This window comes from Pseudomonas inefficax, from assembly GCF_032164165.1.
GTDB lineage: Bacteria > Pseudomonadota > Gammaproteobacteria > Pseudomonadales > Pseudomonadaceae > Aquipseudomonas > Aquipseudomonas inefficax.
In genome coordinates this window covers 1,447,709-1,466,619 of record NZ_CP134401.1, presented here as the reverse complement: position 1 = coordinate 1,466,619, position 18,911 = coordinate 1,447,709, and the positions used below count along the sequence as shown (strand labels likewise).

The following is an 18,911-nucleotide window of genomic DNA, read 5'->3' as shown; positions in this document are numbered from 1 at the left end:
AATGAGCGCCTTTGCGAAGTTCTGGAGTCTCATTCATGCGCACCTATCGTCTGGTGATCGCCTGCCCCGACCGTGTTGGCATCGTGGCGAAAGTCAGTAATTTCCTGGCCCTGTACAATGGCTGGATCAACGAAGCCAGCCACCACTCCGATGAGCAGAGCGGTTGGTTCTTCATGCGCCATGAAATCCGCGCCGAATCGCTGCCGTTCGGTATCGAAGCCTTCCGCGAGGCGTTTGCGCCGATCGCTGAAGAGTTCTCCATGACCTGGCGCATTACCGACTCGGCGCAGAAAAAGCGCGTGGTGCTGATGGCCAGCCGCGAGTCGCACTGCCTGGCCGACCTGCTGCACCGCTGGCACACCGATGAGCTGGACTGCGAGATCCCTTGCGTGATCTCCAACCACAACGACCTGCGCAGCATGGTCGAGTGGCACGGTATTCCGTTCTTCCATGTACCGGTCGACCCAAAGGACAAGGCCCCGGCCTTTGCCGAGGTTTCGCGCCTGGTGCAGGAGCACGCCGCCGATGTGGTGGTGCTGGCCCGCTACATGCAGATTCTGCCGCCGCAACTGTGCCAGGACTATGCTGAAAAGGTGATCAACATCCACCACAGCTTCCTGCCGTCGTTCGTCGGCGCCAAGCCGTATCACCAGGCTGCCCTGCGTGGTGTGAAGCTGATCGGCGCGACCTGCCACTACGTCACCGAAGAACTGGACGCAGGCCCGATCATCGAGCAGGACGTGGTGCGTGTCAGCCATGCCGACAGCATCGACGACATGGTCCGCTTTGGCCGTGATGTGGAGAAGATGGTGCTGGCCCGTGGCCTGCGTTATCACCTGGAAGACCGGGTGCTGGTGCATGGCAACAAGACTGTGGTGTTTGACTGATACAGACTGGTTGCCTGTGAGGTTCTGGGGCTGCCTTGCAGCCCATCGCGACACAAGGCCGCTCCTACAAGGGATCGCGTACCGGCACTGCGTCGCGTAACTCCTGTAGGAGCGGCCTTGTGTCGCGAAAGGGGCGCGAAGCGCCCCCAGCAATCTGAGGGATAAGCCGATGGCCAAGCAGCGCAACCAACCCACCGCCTCACCCCCACCCACCCTCGGTGAAGGCTGCCTGGCCCGCTACGACCCCGAAGCCCTGGCCGACACCGATGGCACCGATTTCCCTGGCGCCGCCGAACTTTGGCAGCAGCTCAACCCGCCTGACGCCGCCAGCGCTCCAGCAGCGGGCGCGCCAGCAGGCACACAAACACCGGCCCACCCGCCAGCAGATAAAAGTAGTAAGTGACCGCTCGCCATATCAGGATCGCCGCAGCCGCGGTCGAACTGCCCACCAGCGGCGTCAGCAGGCTGGCCGAGGTCAGCTCGGCGGCACCGGCGCCGCCAGGCAGCAGGCTGAACTGGCCGGCACTGAGCGACAGCATCTGCACCAGGAAGCTGGGGATCCACGCGAGGTCTACTCCCAACCCCCTCAATACCAGGTACAACACGCTATAGCGCAGGCCCCAGTGGGCGCAGGTCAGGGTGAACACCAAGGTCAGCGTGCGCTTGGGCAGACGCCAGGTCTGCGCCAGTGCGTCGATGAAGCGCAGCACTTTGCGCGCCCAGCGGCGTTTGCGCTGGCGGCTCACGCCCAGGCGGCGCAGCAATCTGCCGTTCACGCGCATCACCGTGCGCCGGTAACGCAGCAGGCCGATTACCCCGGCCAGAGCCGTGCACAGCATCAGCGCGCTGCCCAGCAACATGCTTTCCTGGCTGCGGCCCAGGCTGTGGAACAGCGCATAGCCGGCAATCGCCAGCATTGCGCAGAAAAAGAACACCAGGTCATTCAGCTGGTCCATGGCAAACACCGCGCCGCTGCGCGCCGGGCCGATACGGTCGCGTGCCAGCAGGGCCATCAGGGTCAAGGGGCCACCGCTGCCGCCTGGAGTGGTGCAGATGGCGAACTCAGTGGCCATCACCACACCCAGGCTGCGCATGCGCCCAAGCCTTGCCCCTTGCTGGCCGAGCAGCAGGCGCAGGCGAATGGCGTTGATGACCCAGCACAGCAGGATCATGCCCAGCAGGGTCAGCATCAGGCTGGGGGCGAAGCGCTGCAGCCTCGGCAGCAACTCGCTGCCGCCTAGCAGGGCCGGAACCAGCACGGCGCCGAGCAGTGCCAGGGCCAGCCAGACCAGGCGGTTCATGCGCTGGCCTGGCGGTCGAGCCAGGTGGACTTGGTCAGGGGCTCGCGGCCCTGTGCCAGTAGCGTGTGCAAGGTGTTCAGCCAATAGTCGCGGGACGCGCGATGGCGCATGTCCACCGGGTGCAGGCCCAGGCGCAGGGTCTGGGCGTCGCGCCAGCGCCGGCATTGCCAGTCGCACAGCACCCGTGACAGGCCGCGGCGCCAGCTGCTGCGGGCACTCCAGACCAGCCCCGGGGCCTTGATCGCGGTGAAGTCCGGTAAACGGTACAGGTGCTGGGGCGTGCTGGTATAGCGCAGCGGCAGACGGCGCAGTGCCTGGCGGGTGCCTTCGCTCATCAGCCAGGCGGGCGCGACGAAGCCGGCCACTGGCCAACCCTGATGTGCGAACAGAGCCAGACCGTGCTCCAGGCGTTGCAGGGCCTGCTGCTGGTCGAGGGCGTAGAACTCGCCTTCATGGGTATAGATACGGCGCATGAAGTATTCGCCGGGCGTGCGCGGCGGCGGGCCGTTGTCGGCATGATAAAAGCCGTGCAGGGCAAGCTCGTCGCCCCGGGCCAGGCGCTGCTCGAGCAAGCGGCAGAAGCTGGGCGAGCGCTGCAGCGGGTTGCGGTGGTGAAAGTCCGGTACCACCAGCCAGGTCATGGGAATGCCGCCGATGGCATCGACGGCCTGGACGAAGGGTTGGTAGTCGGGCCAGGTCTCTGGCGCGACATCGTGCAGCACCAGCATCAGGCTGCGCGCTGGCGGCAGTGGCTCAGCCATGGGCGCGGACCTGCGGCTGGTGGCCAAGCACGGCCTGGTAGTGCTGCAGCAGGCCGGCGACCACATGGTCCCACGAATACTGCAGCTCGGCATGGCGACGGGCTTGTGCCCCGAGTTTGCGTACGCCGGCTTCGAACGCTTCTTGCACGGCCCTCGCCATGGCCTGGCCATCGTTGGGACGGCACAGGCGCCCACACTGTTCGTTGACGATTTCGCCGAAAGCACCGGCGCGCACCGCCACCACCGGCGTGGCGCTGGCCATCGCTTCGAGTATGACCAGGCCGAAGGTTTCCTGGTCACCAGCGTGCACCAGCAGGTCGGCGCTGGCCATCAGCCGGGCGACTTCCGGTGCCGGGCAGAAGTGATCGATCACACTCACGTTCTGTGGCACGTTGGCGGGCATGTTCGAACCCACCAGCAGCAAGTGGTAGGGGTGGCCCAGGTGCTGCATGCAGTCGAGCAGCACCGGCAGGTTCTTTTCCCGCGAACCACGGCCGGCGTAGATCAGCAGGCGACTGGTGTCGGCAATGCCCAGCTCGGCCCGCAACCGTGGGTCGCGCTGGCTGGGATGGAAGGTAGCCAGGTCCACGCCCAGGCGCTGCACGTGCACATCGCGTACCCCCAGGCGGCGCAACTTGTCGGCCATGACCTGGCTAGGGGCCAGGACCCGGTCGAAATTGCCGTACAGCTTGCTGACATAGGCCTCGACATTGGGGGTGAACCAGTTGCCCATGCGGTTGCTGACCAGCAGCGGCAGATCGGAATGGTAGAAGCCGATTACCGGCACATCGAGCTTGCGTCGCGCCTCCAGCGCAGCCCAGGCGGTCAAGTACGGGTCGCCGACTTCGATCAGGTCGGGCTTGAGCCGGCGCAGCACATTGCACCAGGGGGCCAGGCGCACCGGGAAACGGTAGCCATTGCCGAACGGCAGCGGCGGTGCGGGCACCTGGTAGATGCCGTCGGCGTGCTGGGCGCTGGCACCGGGTATCAGCAAGCTGTGGCGGACGCCCTGGATGGCGCCCAGGCGGTGGTGTTTGGCATCAAGATAGGTACGTACGCCGCCACTGGCGGGGGCGTAGAACATGGTGATGTCGGCGATGTGCACGATCAGCATCCCTCCGGGATCGTCTTCGGGTCTGTCATCCGGCGCTAACGGGCCGGCGATGACGCGCCTAAAGGTTGACCTATCAGAAGGATAGTTTGTTCGATCGGGGTTGGGCGGGGCAGGGGAAAGCGGGAGAGCGGTGTGGGCTTCTTCGCGGGTGAACCCGCTCCCACAGGAGTTACACAGGCCTCAGGGGTGTGCAGTTCCTGTGGGAGCGGGCGACGCGGATTGAGATCAGATGCGGAAGCTACCCACCAGCTGCTTCAGGCGGCCAGCCTGCTGCTCCAGGTCGGAGCAGGCGCGCAGGGTGGCCTGCAGGTTTTCCACGCCTTCCTGGTTGAGCATGTTGATCTCGTTGATGTCCATGTTGATCGCCTCGACCACGGCGGTCTGCTCTTCGGTGGCGGTGGCCACCGACTGGTTCATGCCGTCGATCTCGCCGATGCGCACGGTAACGCTGTCGAGCCGCTCACCGGCCTGGTTGGCGATCTGCATGCTGTCCTGGCTGTGGCGCTGGCTCTGGTCCATGGTCTCGACCGACTCGCGGGCGCCGACCTGGAGTTCTTCGATCATGGTCTGCACCTGTTGCGCCGATTCCTGGGTGCGGTGCGCCAGGTTGCGTACTTCATCGGCGACCACGGCAAAACCACGCCCGGCCTCACCGGCACGGGCTGCTTCGATGGCTGCGTTCAGCGCCAGCAGGTTGGTCTGCTGGGAAATGCTGGTGATCACCTCGAGGATCTGGCCGATGTTGACGGTCTTGCTGTTCAGCGTCTCGATGTGTGCGCTGGAGGTGACGATCAGGTCGGACAGGCGGTTCATTGCCGCAATGTTGCGCTCCACCACCTGCTGCCCTTCTTCGGCCAGCAACCGCGCCGAACTGGCATGCTGCGACGCCTGGGCGGCGTTGCCGGCAATTTCCTGGGCGGCGGCACCCAGTTCGTTGATGGCGGCGGCCACGCTGTTGGTACGGTTGGACTGCTCGTCGGAGTTGGTCATCGACGAGTTCGACGCACTGATGACCCGCAGGGCTACTTCGTTGACCTGCTCGGTGGCCGAAGACACTTCGCGGATCGAGCTGTGAATACGTTCGACGAAACGGTTGAAGGCGCTGCCCAGGATGCCGAATTCGTCGTGGTTGTGAATGCGCAGGCGCTTGGTCAGGTCGCCTTCACCTTCGGCGATGTCTTCCATGGCGCGGGTCATGGTGTGCAGCGGCTGCATCAGCACGCGGATCAGCAGGCCGAGCAGGCCGATGATGATCACCACAGCCACCAGCGTGGCGATCACCGCAGAGGTGCGGAAGGTGCTGAGCATCGAGAAGGCCTTGTCCTTGTCCACCGACAGGCCGATGTACCAGTTGGCCGAAGGCAGGCCTGTGATCGGGGTGAAGGTCAGCAGACGGGCCTGGCCTTCGCTCTGCACTTCGGTCAGTTCACCGGTCAGTTTTGGCGTGTGCTGCGGGAACAGGTCCGACAGCGACTTCATCACCAGGTCTTTTTCCGGGTGTACCAGGATCTTGCCTTGATCGTTGACCAGGAAGGCGTAGCCCATGCCGCCGAAGTTAAGCGAGTTGATGATCTGCACCAGGCCATCCAGGGCCAGGTCGCCACCGACCACGCCGACACTGGTGGAAACCTTGCTGAGGATGCCGATGACCATCTTGTTGGTGGTCATGTCGATGTACGGCTCGGTCAGGGTCGCGCCGGCGGCGTTCATGCCGTCCTTGTACCAGGGGCGGGTGCGTGGGTCGTAGCCGTCGGGCATTTTCGAGTCAGGGCGCACGCTGAAGCCACCATCGACCTTGCCCAGGTAGACGGTGAGGAAACTGGAAACCAGTGCATTCTGGCCCATGAGGGTTTCGGCGTTGGTCGGGTCCTGGGCAATGTTCTGTGCCAGGTTTTCCACCAGCTTGATACGGCCTTCGAACAGGTTGCGGATATTGGTCGAAGTGGAAGCGCCCATTTCAGCCAGATAGTTTTCAAGGTCCTCGCGGATCGCATTACGCTGGAGGTAATCGTTGTAGAGCGTGAAAAGGCTGAAGGCGAGTATCACGATCAGTGACGCTGCCAAAAGAATCTTGTGGCTGAAACGAAGGCTTTTGTTCATGGCGTAATCGGTTCCGCTAAGGTTTCATATCAGGCGTTTGCACGCGTGGAGTCGCAAAGCAGTGCAACATCCCGAAAAGTCCCTTTTCGGTTGTTCCTCTCTATTAAGGCGAATATCACCCACAGGTATCGGCCGAATTACGGTAAAGCTTGAGCAGAGGATTAAAGAGATGTCGGAATTTTCGACCATCGTTGTAGGCGCTGGCCCGGATGGCCAGCCGGTTGGGCAAGCCATGAGGTTGGCTAACCGCCATGGCCTGGTAGCGGGCGCGACGGGTACCGGCAAGACCGTCACCCTGCAGCATCTGGCGGAAGCGTTCAGTGATGCGGGGGTTGCGGTATTCGCCGCCGATGTCAAAGGCGACCTGTGCGGCCTGGGCGCTGCTGGTGCGCCGCAGGGCAAGGTGGCCGAGCGCATCGCCGGCATGCCCTGGCTGGGGCACAGGCCACAGGCTTACCCGGTGAGCCTGTGGGACATTGCCGGGCAGTCCGGCCACCCGCTGCGCACCACCCTCAGTGAAATGGGGCCGCTGCTGCTGGGCAACCTGCTGGAACTGACCGACAGCCAGCAGGCGGCGCTGTATGCGGCGTTCAAGGTGGCCGACCGTGAAGGCCTGCTGCTGCTCGACCTCAAGGACCTCAAGGCGCTGCTCGCGCACCTGAAGGACAACCCGCAACTGCTGGGCGAAGACAGCGCGCTCATGACCACGGCCTCCACCCAGGCCCTGTTGCGCCGGTTGGCGACCCTGGAGCAGCAGGGCGCCGAGGCGCTGTTCGGTGAGCCCGGGTTGCAGCTCGAGGACCTGCTGCGACCAGACCCGGATGGCCGTGGGCGTATTCACCTGCTCGACGCCAGCCGCTTGGTTCACGAAGCCCCCAAGGTGTATGCGACCTTCCTGTTGTGGCTGCTGGCCGAGTTGTTCGAGCAGTTGCCCGAGCGCGGTGACGCCGACAAGCCGGTGCTGGCGTTGTTCTTCGATGAAGCCCACTTGCTGTTCAACGATACGCCCAAGGCATTGCAGGATCGCCTGGAGCAGGTGGTGCGGCTGATCCGCTCCAAGGGCGTTGGGGTGTACTTCGTCACCCAGTCGCCGGGGGACTTGCCGGATGCGGTGCTGGCCCAGTTGGGCTTGCGCATTCAGCATGGCTTGCGGGCATTTACCGCCAAGGAGCAGAAGTCGCTGCGGGCGGTGGCCGATGGCTTCCGTCCCAACCCGGCGTTCGAAACCTTGGCGGTACTGACCGAACTGGGGATTGGCGAGGCGCTGGTGGGGACGCTGGAAGAAAAGGGCACGCCTGCGATGGTGCAACGGGTACTGATTGCACCACCGCAGTCGCGTATCGGGCCGTTGAGCGCGGCTGAGCGCAGTGCGCTGATTGCCGCTTCGCCGCTGGCAGGGCGTTACGACAAGCCGGTGGACCGTGAGTCGGCGTATGAGATGTTGACCCAGCGCAAGGGCGAACCAGTGGAGCCGGCGCCGCAACCCAAGGCGGATGAAGAGAGCTTTGCCGACAAGGCTGGTGAGTTCTTGCAGAGTGCCGCAGGGCAGGCCATCAAGTCGGCGGTGCGCCAGGCGGCCAACCAGTTGGGGCGGCAGTTGGTACGAGGGTTGATGGGGTCGTTGCTGGGGGGCAAGAAAAGGTAGTTTGCCTGTACCGGCCCCTTCGCGGGTAAACCCGCTCCCACAGGTTCATCACAGATATCAAGAGCTGTGCATTACCTGTGGGAGCGGGTTTACCCGCGAAGAGGCCGGTACAGAAAAAAGGCGACCCGAAGGCCGCCTCTTTAACCGTATCACTCAGCCAATGGCTTTGGACGCCAGCCAGAACAGGCCGGCCGCCAGGCCCATCGACGTAGGCAGGGTCAGTACCCAGGCCAGCAGGATGGTCTTCACGGTGCCGCCTTGCAGGCCGCTCTTGTTGGCGACCATGGTGCCGGCCACACCGGACGACAGCACGTGGGTGGTCGATACCGGCAGGGCGAAGACGTTGGCCATACCGATGGCGCAAGCCGCGGTGATCTGCGCCGACATGCCCTGGGCATAGGTCATGCCCTGCTTGCCGATCTTTTCGCCGACGGTCAGTACCACGCGCTTCCAGCCGACCATGGTGCCCAGGCCCAGAGCCAGGGCGACGGCCACGATCACCCAGAACGGGGCGTACTCGGTGGTGGCGGTCAGGTCTTTGCGCAGTTTTTCCAGGTCGGCCTTTTCACGGGCTTCCAGGCCTGGCAGCTTGCCGACCTTCTTCGCCGTGTCGTCCAGGCACAGCAGGTAGCGGCGCACTTCGACACGCTTGTCGGCACTCAGGCTGTGGTAGTCGGTCACGCCCTGCAGTGACGATTGCAGCGCGGCAATGGTCGGCTCGGTCTGCTGCGGGTTGCAGCTGAACTGCTCCGGCAGGTCGCTGGATTTGGCCTTGCCCAGTGCCAGGAACTCACCCAGGGTGGCGGCGTTGCGCTGGTAGAACTGGCTCATGTGCAGAGTGGCGTCTCGGGTACGCTCGATCTGGTAGGTGGTACTGTTCAGGTCGAGGACGAACTTGGCCGGGACGATACCGATCAGCACCAGCATGATCAGGCCGATACCTTTCTGGCCGTCGTTGGAACCGTGCACAAAGCTCACGCCCATTGCCGAAACGACCAGTACCAGGCGGTTCCAGAACGGCGGGTGCTTCTTGTCGTCGAGCTTGCGGCGCTGCTCGGGGGTCTTGTGCATCTTCGACAGCGGGCGCCACCACTTAAGGCCGATCAGCACCAGGGCGGCAACGGCGAAGCCGGCCATTGGCGAGACCACCAGCGACATGGCGATGTCGATAGCCTTCTGCCAGTTGACACCGTCGCCCAGCGGGATGTCGTTGATCAGGGCATTGGCCAGGCCGACGCCGAGGATGGAGCCGATCAGCGTGTGCGAGCTGGAGGCGGGGATACCGAAGTACCAGGTGCCCAGGTTCCAGGTGATGGCCGCGGCCAGTAGCGAGAAGACCATGGCCAGGCCGTGTCCGGTGTTCACATTGATCAGCAGCTCTACCGGCAACAGGTGCACGATGGCATAAGCCACCCCGACACCGCCGAGCAGAACGCCAAGGAAGTTGAACACGCCGGAGAAGAACACGGCGAGGTGCGGCGGCATGGCCTTGGTATAGATGACGGTAGCTACCGCGTTGGCGGTGTCATGAAAGCCATTGATGAACTCGAAGGCGAGCACGAAGGTCAAGGCGAGCAGCAGGCTCACCAACACCCAGGCATCCAGTCCGCTGAATAATTCGATCATGAAGGTTGTCTGGCGGTCTTAGGGGGGCGGGATTATGCCAGAAAACCTTGGCAATCGATGCATCCGCGACAGACCGACGGCAATCTTCCTGACACGAGCGTGGTGTGCTCGGAGCGACATTGAGGCAGGGAAATGTCGGCTAAAACGCACAAAAACTGGCGAAAACCGGCAAAACGCTGGTTAAAAAGCCGCTTCGCTACTGTTCAAACGGCCGTATGAAATTTGTGTAATTCCATTTCACCTTCAGCCGGGCAGTAAAGATCGAGCGCGCCCGGGTTGGCCGGGCGACGACGCGCTGGCTTGGTCCTGGAAATCAGGGAGTGTCGCTGCGCAGTTCCTTTTCCATACGTTCCAGTTCCTGGCTGAAGGCTTGGTCGCGCACGCTGGCGCGCTTGCGCCAAGGTTTGCGTTCCGGATCCGGTTGGGCGGCGTAGGTGGTGACTTCGCCACCGTAAACATCCTTGTAACGTTCAGCCTGGCGCTCGAGTTCCGCGCGCAGTTCATCTTTCGTCACAGTAGCACCTGAATTAAGTTTGATGACAGTTGTTAATGGCGTTGTGCAGCGGTGCGCATGCCTTGCTGGCCGCAACGGCTTGATACAGCGGAAGGTTCCATTACCACGGAATCGTTGAGGCCTGCGCAGTCGATTATAGCAATCGATATTTCGCCGAACATCGTTATTTACCCAACCCTGACATCACCGGACGCAAGTAACGGAATGCATCCGACAACAGTTTGGGCCTTTCGTACAAGTTTGAAAGGCAAGACGGACAAAAGTTCGTTGCAACGCCGTAGCGGGGCTGTCGATCGGGAGTGTAATGAAAAACGGCCTCGCCAAAAGACGAGGCCGTTGCCTGGGACTTCTACGGTGGGTACCTGACCAGTCTCTCCAAAGAAGCCACAAGTGGCATGAGAAAGGTATAAGTAAAAGTGTCAGCGGTCAATTGCGATTATCGGCCGTTTGTTCGATAATCGCACGAGTGGGCGTTTTTTTGAGGTGTGCGATGAGTGACGAAACCCTGGCCAACGATTCCGTCAATCCAGAGCCGGCCAACCCGGAGCAGGGGCGACCTGCCTCGGCAGCTTTGGCACCGCCGATCGTGGCTTCCCCGGCAAAGCGCATCCAGGCCTTTACCGGCGACCCTGACTTCATGACCTCCCTGGCGCGAGGCCTGGCCGTTATCCAGGCCTTTCAGGAACGCAAGCGCCACCTGACCATCGCCCAGATCAGCCACCGCACCGAAATACCCCGTGCGGCGGTACGCCGTTGCCTGCACACCTTGATCAAGCTGGGTTACGCCACCACCGACGGGCGCACCTATTCGCTGTTGCCCAAAGTGCTGACGCTGGGGCATGCGTATCTGTCGTCGACGCCGCTGGCGATTTCTGCCCAGCCTTACCTGGACCGCATCAGCGACCAGCTGCACGAGGCGGCCAACATGGCCACGCTCGAAGGTGACGACATCCTTTATATAGCCCGTTCGGCCACCGTGGAGCGGCTGATTTCGGTCGACCTGTCGGTGGGTGGGCGCCTGCCGGCCTATTGCACCTCGATGGGGCGTATTCTGCTGGCGGCCATGGACGACACCAGTCTGCGTGAATACCTGGAGCGTGCCGACCTCAAGGCGCGCACCAGCCGTACCTTGCATGACGCCGAGTCGCTGTTCGCCTGTATCCAGCAGGTGCGCGCGCAGGGCTGGTGCGTGGTGGACCAGGAGCTGGAGCAGGGGCTGCGCTCGATTGCGGTGCCGGTGTATGACGCCTCAGGGCAGGTGTTGGCGGCGTTGAATGTGAGTACCCATGTCGGGCGGGTGACGCGCAGTGAGCTGGAGCAGCGGTTCTTGCCGATCCTGCTGGCGGCCAGCCGGGACCTTTGCCATCAGTTGTTTGGCTGAGCTCGCTGGGGGCGCAAAGCGCCCCTTTCAAATTTTGAACAGGCAAAACCCTTTCCTGTGCGATAAACGCACAGTGTCGTTCGCGGCGAATTGCTTCACCCCCGCCCGCTGATTAATGTCTCTCGCAACGGTCGGCTGCGCCGATCGAACAAGAAAAACACAAGAGGCACTTTCCATGATTACTGTCCCCTCGCTGTCGCGGCCGCACCCGCGCGCAGTATTGTTATATCCAGGCTGACGCCGGCCGCAATCTCCCAAATCCTTGTCCTCTGTAACGTTTGATCGCTGCAGCGGCCAGGCTGTGCCCCTCATTCTGGATAACAATAATGAACCAAGCGCAATCCAACGTCGGCAAAAGCCTCGACGTCCAGTCGTTCATCAATCAGCAGCCGCTGTCCCGCTACCAATGGCGGGTGGTGTTGCTGTGCTTTCTGATCGTCTTCCTCGACGGCCTGGATACCGCCGCCATGGGCTTCATCGCCCCGGCCCTGTCACAGGAGTGGGGGATTGACCGCGCCAGCCTCGGCCCGGTGATGAGTGCTGCATTGATCGGCATGGTTTTCGGTGCCCTCGGCTCTGGCCCGCTAGCGGATCGTTTTGGCCGTAAGGGCGTACTGGTGGGGGCGGTGCTCGTATTCGGCGGCTTCAGCCTGGCCTCGGCCTATGCCACCAATGTCGACCAGTTGTTGGTGCTGCGCTTTCTGACCGGCCTGGGCCTTGGCGCAGGCATGCCCAACGCCACCACGCTACTGTCTGAATACACCCCAGAGCGCCTCAAGTCGCTGCTGGTGACCAGCATGTTCTGCGGTTTCAACCTGGGCATGGCCGGTGGTGGTTTCATTTCCGCCAAGATGATTCCGGCTTACGGCTGGCACAGCCTGCTGGTGATCGGTGGCGTGCTGCCGTTGCTGCTGGCGCTGGTGCTGATGGTATGGCTGCCGGAGTCGGCGCGGTTCCTGGTGGTGCGCAACCGGGGCACGGACAAGGTGCGCAAGACCTTGTCGCCCATCGCGCCGCAGGTGGTGGCCGAGGCGGGCAGCTTCTGCGTGCCGGAGCAGAAGGCGGTGGCTGCGCGCAACGTGTTTGCGCTGATCTTCTCTGGTACCTACGGCATGGGCACCATGCTGTTGTGGCTGACCTACTTCATGGGCCTGGTGATCGTCTATCTGCTGACCAGCTGGTTGCCCACCTTGATGCGCGACAGTGGCGCGAGCATGGAGCAGGCTGCCTTCATCGGCGCACTGTTCCAGTTTGGTGGCGTGCTGAGTGCCGTCGGTGTGGGCTGGGCCATGGACCGCTTCAATCCGCACAAGGTGATCGGCATTTTCTATCTGCTGGCCGGGGTGTTCGCCTACGCCGTGGGGCAGAGTCTGGGCAATATCACCGTGTTGGCCACGTTGGTGCTGGTTGCCGGCATGTGCGTGAACGGCGCCCAGTCGGCGATGCCGTCGCTGGCGGCGCGCTTCTATCCGACCCAGGGCCGCGCCACGGGGGTATCGTGGATGCTGGGTATCGGCCGTTTCGGGGCGATTCTCGGGGCCTGGAGTGGCGCGACCCTGCTGGGCCTGGGCTGGAACTTCGAACAGGTGCTGACGGCGTTGCTGGTGCCGGCGGGGCTGGCGACCGTGGGTGTGATCGTGAAAGGGCTGGTGAGCCACGCTGACGCGACCTGAGACGCAGGGGCCGCTCCGCGGCCCTTCGCAGCACAAGGCTGCTCCTGCACAGGCGACGCCGCCCCATGTAGGAGCAGCCTTGTGCTGCGAAGAATTCGACACCGTGGAGAATGAGTAGCAGGATAACAAATAGTTCGATAATCGCACGAATAGTCGATTATCGGATTGTAAGCCACCCACCAGTCTCCTTAATCTGAGCTCACCGAAGCACCCTGACCAGGAGTCTCCAAATGGCTGCAATTCTCCCGCTTCACGAAGCCGTGAAGCAGTTCATCCAGGATGGCGATACCGTCGCCCTCGAAGGTTTCACCCACCTGATCCCGACTGCCGCCGGCCACGAGATCATCCGTCAGGGCAAGCGCGACCTGACCCTGGTGCGCATGACTCCGGACCTGATCTACGATCAGCTGATCGGCGCCGGTTGCGCCAGCAAGCTGATCTTCTCCTGGGGTGGCAACCCAGGTGTCGGTTCGCTGCACCGCCTGCGTGATGCCGTCGAGAAGCAGTGGCCTCACGCCATCGAAATCGAAGAACACAGCCACGCCGACCTGGCCAACGCCTATGTCGCCGGTGCTTCTGGCCTGCCGTTCGCCGTGCTGCGTGCCTACGCCGGCTCCGACCTGCCAAAGGTCAACCCGCTGATCAAGAGCGTCACCTGCCCGTTCACCGGTGAAGTGCTGGCAGCCGTGCCGTCGGTGCGCCCGGACGTGACCGTGATCCACGCGCAAAAGGCCGACCGCAAAGGCAACGTGCTGCTGTGGGGCATTCTCGGTGTACAGAAGGAAGCTGCCCTGGCCGCCAAGCGCTGCATCGTCACCGTCGAGGAAATTGTCCACGACCTGCAGGCCCCGATGAACGCCTGCGTGCTGCCGACCTGGGCGCTGAGCGCGGTATGCCTGGTGCCTGGTGGTGCGCACCCGTCCTATGCCCACGGCTATTACGAGCGTGACAACCGTTTCTACCAGGCCTGGGACCCGATCGCGCGTAGCCGCGAATCGTTCACTGCCTGGATCGACACCTACATCCGTGGCACTGCCGATTTCAACGAATTCAAGGCCAAGCTGGCCAGCACTGCGGAGGCCGCACAATGAGCTACTCCACTTCCGAAATGATGACCGTCGCCGCAGCCCGTCGCCTGCGCAACGGTGCTGTGTGCTTCGTCGGCATCGGCCTGCCATCCAAGGCTGCCAACCTGGCGCGCCTGACCTCTTCGCCAGACGTAGTGCTGATCTACGAATCCGGCCCGATCGGCGCCAAGCCAAGCGTGCTGCCGCTGTCGATCGGCGACGGCGAGCTGGCGGAAACCGCTGACACTGTGGTGCCGACCGGCGAGATCTTCCGCTACTGGCTGCAAGGCGGGCGCATCGATGTCGGCTTTCTCGGCGCCGCCCAGGTCGACCGCTTCGGCAACATCAACACGACTGTGGTCGGTGACTACCACGCGCCGAAAACCCGCCTGCCGGGCGCCGGTGGCGCGCCGGAAATCGCCGGTTCCGCCAAGCAGGTACTGATCATCCTCAAGCAGTCGCCGCGAGCCTTCGTCGACAAGCTGGACTTCATCACCTCGGTTGGCCACGGTGAAGGCGGCGACTCGCGCAAACGCCTTGGCCTGCCAGGCGAGGGCCCGGTCGGCATCATCACCGACCTGTGCATCATGGAGCCGGAAGCCGGCACCCACGAATTCGTGGTCACTGCCATCCACCCGGGCGTGACCCGCGAGCAGATCATCGCCGCCACTGGCTGGGCGATCCGTTTTGCCGACAGTGTGCAGACCACTGCCGCACCTACCGAAGTCGAGCTGTCCGCCCTGCGTGACCTCGAAGCCCGTACCGCCGCGGCCCATGGCCAGGTGGCAGGAGAAGCCTGATGCGCGACGTATTCATCTGTGACGCCATCCGTACCCCGATCGGCCGCTTCGGTGGCGCACTGGCCGGCGTGCGGGCCGACGACCTGGCCGCCGTGCCGCTGAAGGCGCTGATCGAGCGCAACCCGAGCGTGCAATGGGATCAGGTTGACGAAGTGTTCTTCGGCTGCGCCAACCAGGCCGGTGAAGACAATCGCAACGTGGCGCGCATGGCGCTACTGTTGGCCGGCCTGCCGCAGAGCATCCCGGGCGTTACCCTGAACCGCCTGTGTGCATCGGGCATGGATGCCATCGGTACCGCCTTCCGTGCCATTGCCAGCGGCGAAATGGAGCTGGCGATCGCCGGCGGCGTCGAGTCGATGTCGCGCGCCCCGTTCGTCATGGGCAAGGCCGAAAGCGGCTATTCGCGCAACATGAAGCTCGAAGACACCACCATCGGCTGGCGTTTCATCAACCCCCTGATGAAGAGCCAGTACGGTGTGGACTCCATGCCGGAAACCGCCGACAACGTGGCCGACGATTACCAGGTTTCGCGTGCTGACCAGGACGCCTTCGCCCTGCGCAGCCAACAGAAGGCAGCTGCCGCCCAGGCCGCCGGTTTCTTCGCCGAAGAGATCGTGCCGGTGCGTATCGCGCACAAGAAGGGCGAGACCATCGTCGAGCGTGACGAGCACCTGCGCCCGGAAACCACACTGGAAGCCCTGACCAGGCTCAAGCCGGTCAATGGCCCGGACAAGACCGTCACCGCCGGCAACGCCTCGGGCGTGAACGACGGAGCTGCGGCGTTGATCCTGGCTTCGGCCGAAGCAGTGAAGAAGCACGGCCTGACCCCACGTGCCCGGGTACTGGGCATGGCCAGTGCCGGCGTGGCACCGCGGGTGATGGGTATTGGCCCGGTGCCGGCGGTGCGCAAGCTCACCGAGCGCCTGGGTGTGGCGGTGAATGATTTCGATGTGATCGAGCTCAACGAAGCCTTTGCCAGCCAAGGGCTGGCGGTGCTGCGTGAGCTGGGTGTTGCCGATGATGCACCGCAGGTGAACCCCAACGGCGGCGCCATCGCCCTGGGTCACCCGTTGGGCATGAGCGGTGCGCGCCTGGTGCTGACCGCGCTTCACCAGCTGGAGAAGAGCGGTGGGCGTAAAGGCCTGGCGACCATGTGTGTAGGGGTTGGCCAAGGTTTGGCATTGGCCATCGAGCGGGTTTGACCTGTACTGGCCTCTTCGCGGGTAAACCCGCTCCCACAGGGAACCACGCATTCCCTGTGGGAGCGGGTTTACCCGCGAAGAGGCCGGCACATGCGTCTCAAGGCCAATTGCCAGGCAAATAGCGGAACGAGGGTGTTACCAGGTGTGTCTAGAATTACCTGCGACCCTCCAGGAGTAAACTCACCATGACCTCAGCCTATTACACCGGCGAAGAGCGCAGCAAACGCATCTTCGCTATCGTTGGTGCCTCTTCAGGCAACTTGGTGGAATGGTTCGACTTCTACGTCTATGCCTTCTGCGCGATCTACTTTGCCCCGGCGTTCTTCCCCTCCGATGACCCGACCGTGCAGTTGTTGAACACGGCGGGCGTGTTTGCCGCGGGCTTTCTGATGCGCCCCATCGGTGGCTGGATCTTCGGCCGCCTCGCTGACCGCCATGGTCGCAAGAATTCCCTGATGATCTCAGTGCTGATGATGTGCTTCGGCTCTCTGATGATCGCCTGCCTGCCCACCTATGCCAGCATCGGCACCTGGGCCCCGGCGCTGCTGTTGCTGGCCCGGCTGATCCAGGGCCTGTCGGTAGGCGGCGAATACGGCACCACTGCCACTTACATGAGTGAAGTGGCACTTCGCGGCCAGCGCGGCTTCTTCGCTTCGTTCCAGTACGTGACCCTGATCGGCGGCCAGTTGCTGGCGGTGCTGGTGGTGGTGATCCTGCAGCAACTGCTCACCGAAGAAGAGCTGCGCGACTGGGGCTGGCGCATTCCGTTCGTGGTCGGTGCCATCGCCGCGCTGATCTCGTTGATGCTGCGCCGCTCGCTGCATGAAACCAGCAGCGCCGAAACCCGTCAGGACAAGGACGCCGGTACCATCAAGGGCCTGTTCCGCGACCACGCGGCGGCCTTCATCACCGTGCTCGGCTATACCGCAGGCGGTTCGCTGATCTTCTATACCTTCACCACCTACATGCAGAAGTACCTGGTCAACACCGCCGGCATGACCGCAAAGAACGCCAGCTACGTGATGACTGGCGCGCTGTTCCTGTTCATGGTGCTGCAGCCGTTCTTCGGCATGCTGTCCGACCGCATCGGCCGGCGTAATTCGATGATGCTGTTCGGTGCCTTGGGTACGCTGTTCACCGTGCCGTTGCTGATGGCGCTGAAAACCGTGAGCAGCCCGTTCATGGCCTTCGTGCTGATTAGCCTGGCGTTGTGTATCGTCAGTTTCTACACCTCGATCAGCGGCCTGGTGAAGGCCGAGATGTTCCCGCCGCAGGTGCGTGCGCTGGGTGTGGGCCTGGCCTATGCAGTGGCCAACGCGGCGTTCGGCGGTTCGGCCGAATACGTTGCCCTGGGCCTGAAGACCCTGGGCATGGAAAACACCTTCTACTGGTACGTCACGGCGATGATGGCGATTGCCTTCCTGTTCAGCCTGCGCCTGCCGAAGCAGGCCGCGTACCTGCACCACGATGATTAAGGACGTGGCATGACCAACCAATTGTTCGACGCCTACTTCACCGCACCGGCCATGCGCGAGATCTTCTCCGACCGTGGCCGCCTGCAGGGCATGCTCGATTTCGAAGCAGCGCTGGCGCGGGCCGAGGCGGCTGCCGGGCTGGTCCCGCATAGCGCGGTAGCGGCCATCGAGGCGGCGTGCCACGCCGAGCGCTATGACGTTGGCGCGCTGGCCAACGCCATCGCCACTGCGGGCAACTCAGCGATCCCACTGGTGAAGGCGTTGGGCAAGGTGATTGCCAGTGGCGTGCCCGAGGCCGAGCGCTACGTGCACCTGGGCGCTACCAGCCAGGACGCGATGGACACCGGCTTGGTCCTGCAGCTGCGTGCTGCCCTCGACCTGATCGAGTCCGACCTCGGCAAGCTGTCCGATACCTTGTCGCGTCAGGCCTTGCAGTACGCCGACACACCGCTGGTGGGTCGCACCTGGCTGCAGCACGCCACTCCGGTAACTCTAGGGATGAAACTGGCCGGTGTGCTGGGCGCGTTGACCCGTCACCGCCAGCGCCTGCAGGAGCTGCGCCCTCGCTTGCTGGTGCTGCAGTTCGGCGGTGCCTCGGGCAGCCTGGCGGCCTTGGGCAGCAAGGCGATGCCCGTGGCCGAAGCCTTGGCCGAGCAGCTCAAGCTGACCCTGCCCGAGCAGCCCTGGCACACCCAGCGCGACCGCCTGGTGGAGTTTGCCTCGGTGCTGGGCCTGGTCGCTGGTAGCCTGGGCAAGTTCGGCCGTGATGTCAGCCTGCTGATGCAGACCGAGGCAGGGGAACTGTTCGAGCCTTCCGCGCCGGGCAAGGGTGGTTCTTCGACCATGCCGCACAAGCGCAACCCGGTCGGCGCCGCGGTGCTGATCGGTGCCGCTACCCGCGTGCCAGGGCTGGTCTCGACGCTGTTCGCCGCCATGCCCCAGGAGCACGAGCGCAGCCTTGGCCTGTGGCATGCCGAATGGGAAACCTTGCCAGACATCTGTTGCCTGGTATCCGGTGCGCTGCGCCAGGCCCAGGTGATTGCCGAGGGCATGGAAGTGGATGCCACGCGCATGCGCCGTAACCTCGACCTGACCCAGGGCCTGGTGCTGGCCGAGGCGGTGAGCATCGTCCTCGCCCAGCGCCTGGGCCGCGACCACGCCCACCACCTGCTGGAGCAGTGCTGTCAGCGCGCCGTGGCCGAACAGCGCCATCTGCGCACCGTGCTGGGTGAAGAGCCGCAGGTCAGCGCCGAGCTGTCCGCCGAAGAACTCGATCGCTTGCTCGACCCTGCCCATTACCTGGGCCAGGCCCGCGTCTGGGTGGCGCGTGCCGTGTCCGAACATCAACGTTTCACTGCCTGAAGG

General features: G+C 63.5%; 14 protein-coding genes and 2 pseudogenes. 9 read left to right on the top strand and 7 right to left on the bottom strand.

The window, feature by feature from the left end:
• The first annotated feature begins 35 nt into the window (after positions 1 to 35).
• The gene (gene purU, locus RIN61_RS06520; protein WP_023662871.1) at positions 36 to 887 is read left to right on the top strand and encodes a formyltetrahydrofolate deformylase; all 852 of its coding nucleotides are present in this window, start codon (positions 36 to 38) and stop codon (positions 885 to 887) included.
• A gap of 308 nt (positions 888 to 1,195) precedes the next feature.
• Here purU and RIN61_RS06510 read toward each other — a convergent pair whose 3' ends face one another.
• The 5 genes and pseudogenes from RIN61_RS06510 to RIN61_RS26725 form a co-directional block, all read right to left on the bottom strand.
• The gene (locus RIN61_RS06510; RefSeq protein WP_252378670.1) at positions 1,196 to 2,188 is read right to left on the bottom strand and encodes a glucosaminyl phosphatidylglycerol flippase; all 993 of its coding nucleotides are present in this window, start codon (positions 2,186 to 2,188) and stop codon (positions 1,196 to 1,198) included.
• Complete coding sequence (locus tag RIN61_RS06505) at positions 2,185 to 2,949, bottom strand: N-acetylglucosaminyl phosphatidylglycerol deacetylase (RefSeq protein WP_112250414.1); 765 nt, start codon at positions 2,947 to 2,949, stop codon at positions 2,185 to 2,187. Before RIN61_RS06505 ends, RIN61_RS06510 begins: the two co-directional genes overlap by 4 nt.
• Positions 2,942 to 4,063 carry an N-acetylglucosaminyl phosphatidylglycerol synthase gene (locus RIN61_RS06500; RefSeq protein WP_207879961.1) on the bottom strand — a complete coding sequence of 374 codons (1,122 nt, stop codon included), beginning with the start codon at positions 4,061 to 4,063 and terminating at the stop codon, positions 2,942 to 2,944. The genes RIN61_RS06505 and RIN61_RS06500 overlap by 8 nt, the downstream gene beginning before the upstream one ends.
• Before the next feature lie 225 nt (positions 4,064 to 4,288).
• Positions 4,289 to 4,885: pseudogene (locus RIN61_RS26730) on the bottom strand (methyl-accepting chemotaxis protein); the annotation flags it as partial.
• Positions 4,886 to 5,146: 261 nt separating this feature from the next.
• A pseudogene (locus tag RIN61_RS26725) lies at positions 5,147 to 6,163 on the bottom strand (HAMP domain-containing protein); the annotation flags it as partial.
• Between the two features lie 169 nt (positions 6,164 to 6,332).
• Between RIN61_RS26725 and RIN61_RS06490 the strand changes: the two are divergent.
• Positions 6,333 to 7,808: a helicase HerA-like domain-containing protein gene (locus RIN61_RS06490; RefSeq protein WP_252378667.1), complete on the top strand. Its 1,476-nt coding sequence runs from the start codon at positions 6,333 to 6,335 to the stop codon at positions 7,806 to 7,808.
• 153 nt (positions 7,809 to 7,961) lie between these two features.
• Here RIN61_RS06490 and RIN61_RS06485 read toward each other — a convergent pair whose 3' ends face one another.
• Positions 7,962 to 9,434 carry an inorganic phosphate transporter gene (locus RIN61_RS06485; protein WP_112250422.1) on the bottom strand — a complete coding sequence of 491 codons (1,473 nt, stop codon included), beginning with the start codon at positions 9,432 to 9,434 and terminating at the stop codon, positions 7,962 to 7,964.
• 313 nt (positions 9,435 to 9,747) lie between these two features.
• On the bottom strand, positions 9,748 to 9,948 hold the full coding sequence (locus RIN61_RS06480) for a hypothetical protein (protein ID WP_003259583.1): 201 nt from the start codon (positions 9,946 to 9,948) through the stop codon (positions 9,748 to 9,750).
• Between the two features lie 490 nt (positions 9,949 to 10,438).
• On the opposite strand from RIN61_RS06480, the gene pcaR reads away from it, so the two are divergent.
• The 7 genes from pcaR (at position 10,439) to RIN61_RS06445 (ending at position 18,908) form a co-directional block, all read left to right on the top strand.
• A complete protein-coding gene (gene pcaR / locus RIN61_RS06475; protein WP_112250424.1) occupies positions 10,439 to 11,329 on the top strand; it encodes a pca regulon transcriptional regulator PcaR in 891 nt (296 codons plus the stop codon).
• 326 nt (positions 11,330 to 11,655) lie between these two features.
• A complete protein-coding gene (locus RIN61_RS06470; protein ID WP_215520806.1) occupies positions 11,656 to 13,002 on the top strand; it encodes a 4-hydroxybenzoate transporter PcaK in 1,347 nt (448 codons plus the stop codon).
• 230 nt (positions 13,003 to 13,232) lie between these two features.
• Entirely contained in the window at positions 13,233 to 14,093 is an 861-nt protein-coding gene (locus tag RIN61_RS06465) for a CoA transferase subunit A (RefSeq protein WP_313856326.1), read from the top strand.
• Entirely contained in the window at positions 14,090 to 14,869 is a 780-nt protein-coding gene (locus RIN61_RS06460) for a CoA-transferase subunit beta (protein WP_313856324.1), read from the top strand. Before RIN61_RS06465 ends, RIN61_RS06460 begins: the two co-directional genes overlap by 4 nt.
• Complete coding sequence (gene pcaF, locus RIN61_RS06455; protein WP_215520854.1) at positions 14,866 to 16,071, top strand: 3-oxoadipyl-CoA thiolase; 1,206 nt, start codon at positions 14,866 to 14,868, stop codon at positions 16,069 to 16,071. The genes RIN61_RS06460 and pcaF overlap by 4 nt, the downstream gene beginning before the upstream one ends.
• A 185-nt stretch (positions 16,072 to 16,256) precedes the next feature.
• Entirely contained in the window at positions 16,257 to 17,546 is a 1,290-nt protein-coding gene (locus tag RIN61_RS06450) for an MFS family transporter (protein ID WP_133975170.1), read from the top strand.
• Positions 17,547 to 17,555: 9 nt separating this feature from the next.
• Complete coding sequence (locus RIN61_RS06445) at positions 17,556 to 18,908, top strand: 3-carboxy-cis,cis-muconate cycloisomerase (protein ID WP_207877318.1); 1,353 nt, start codon at positions 17,556 to 17,558, stop codon at positions 18,906 to 18,908.
• Positions 18,909 to 18,911 lie beyond the last annotated feature (3 nt).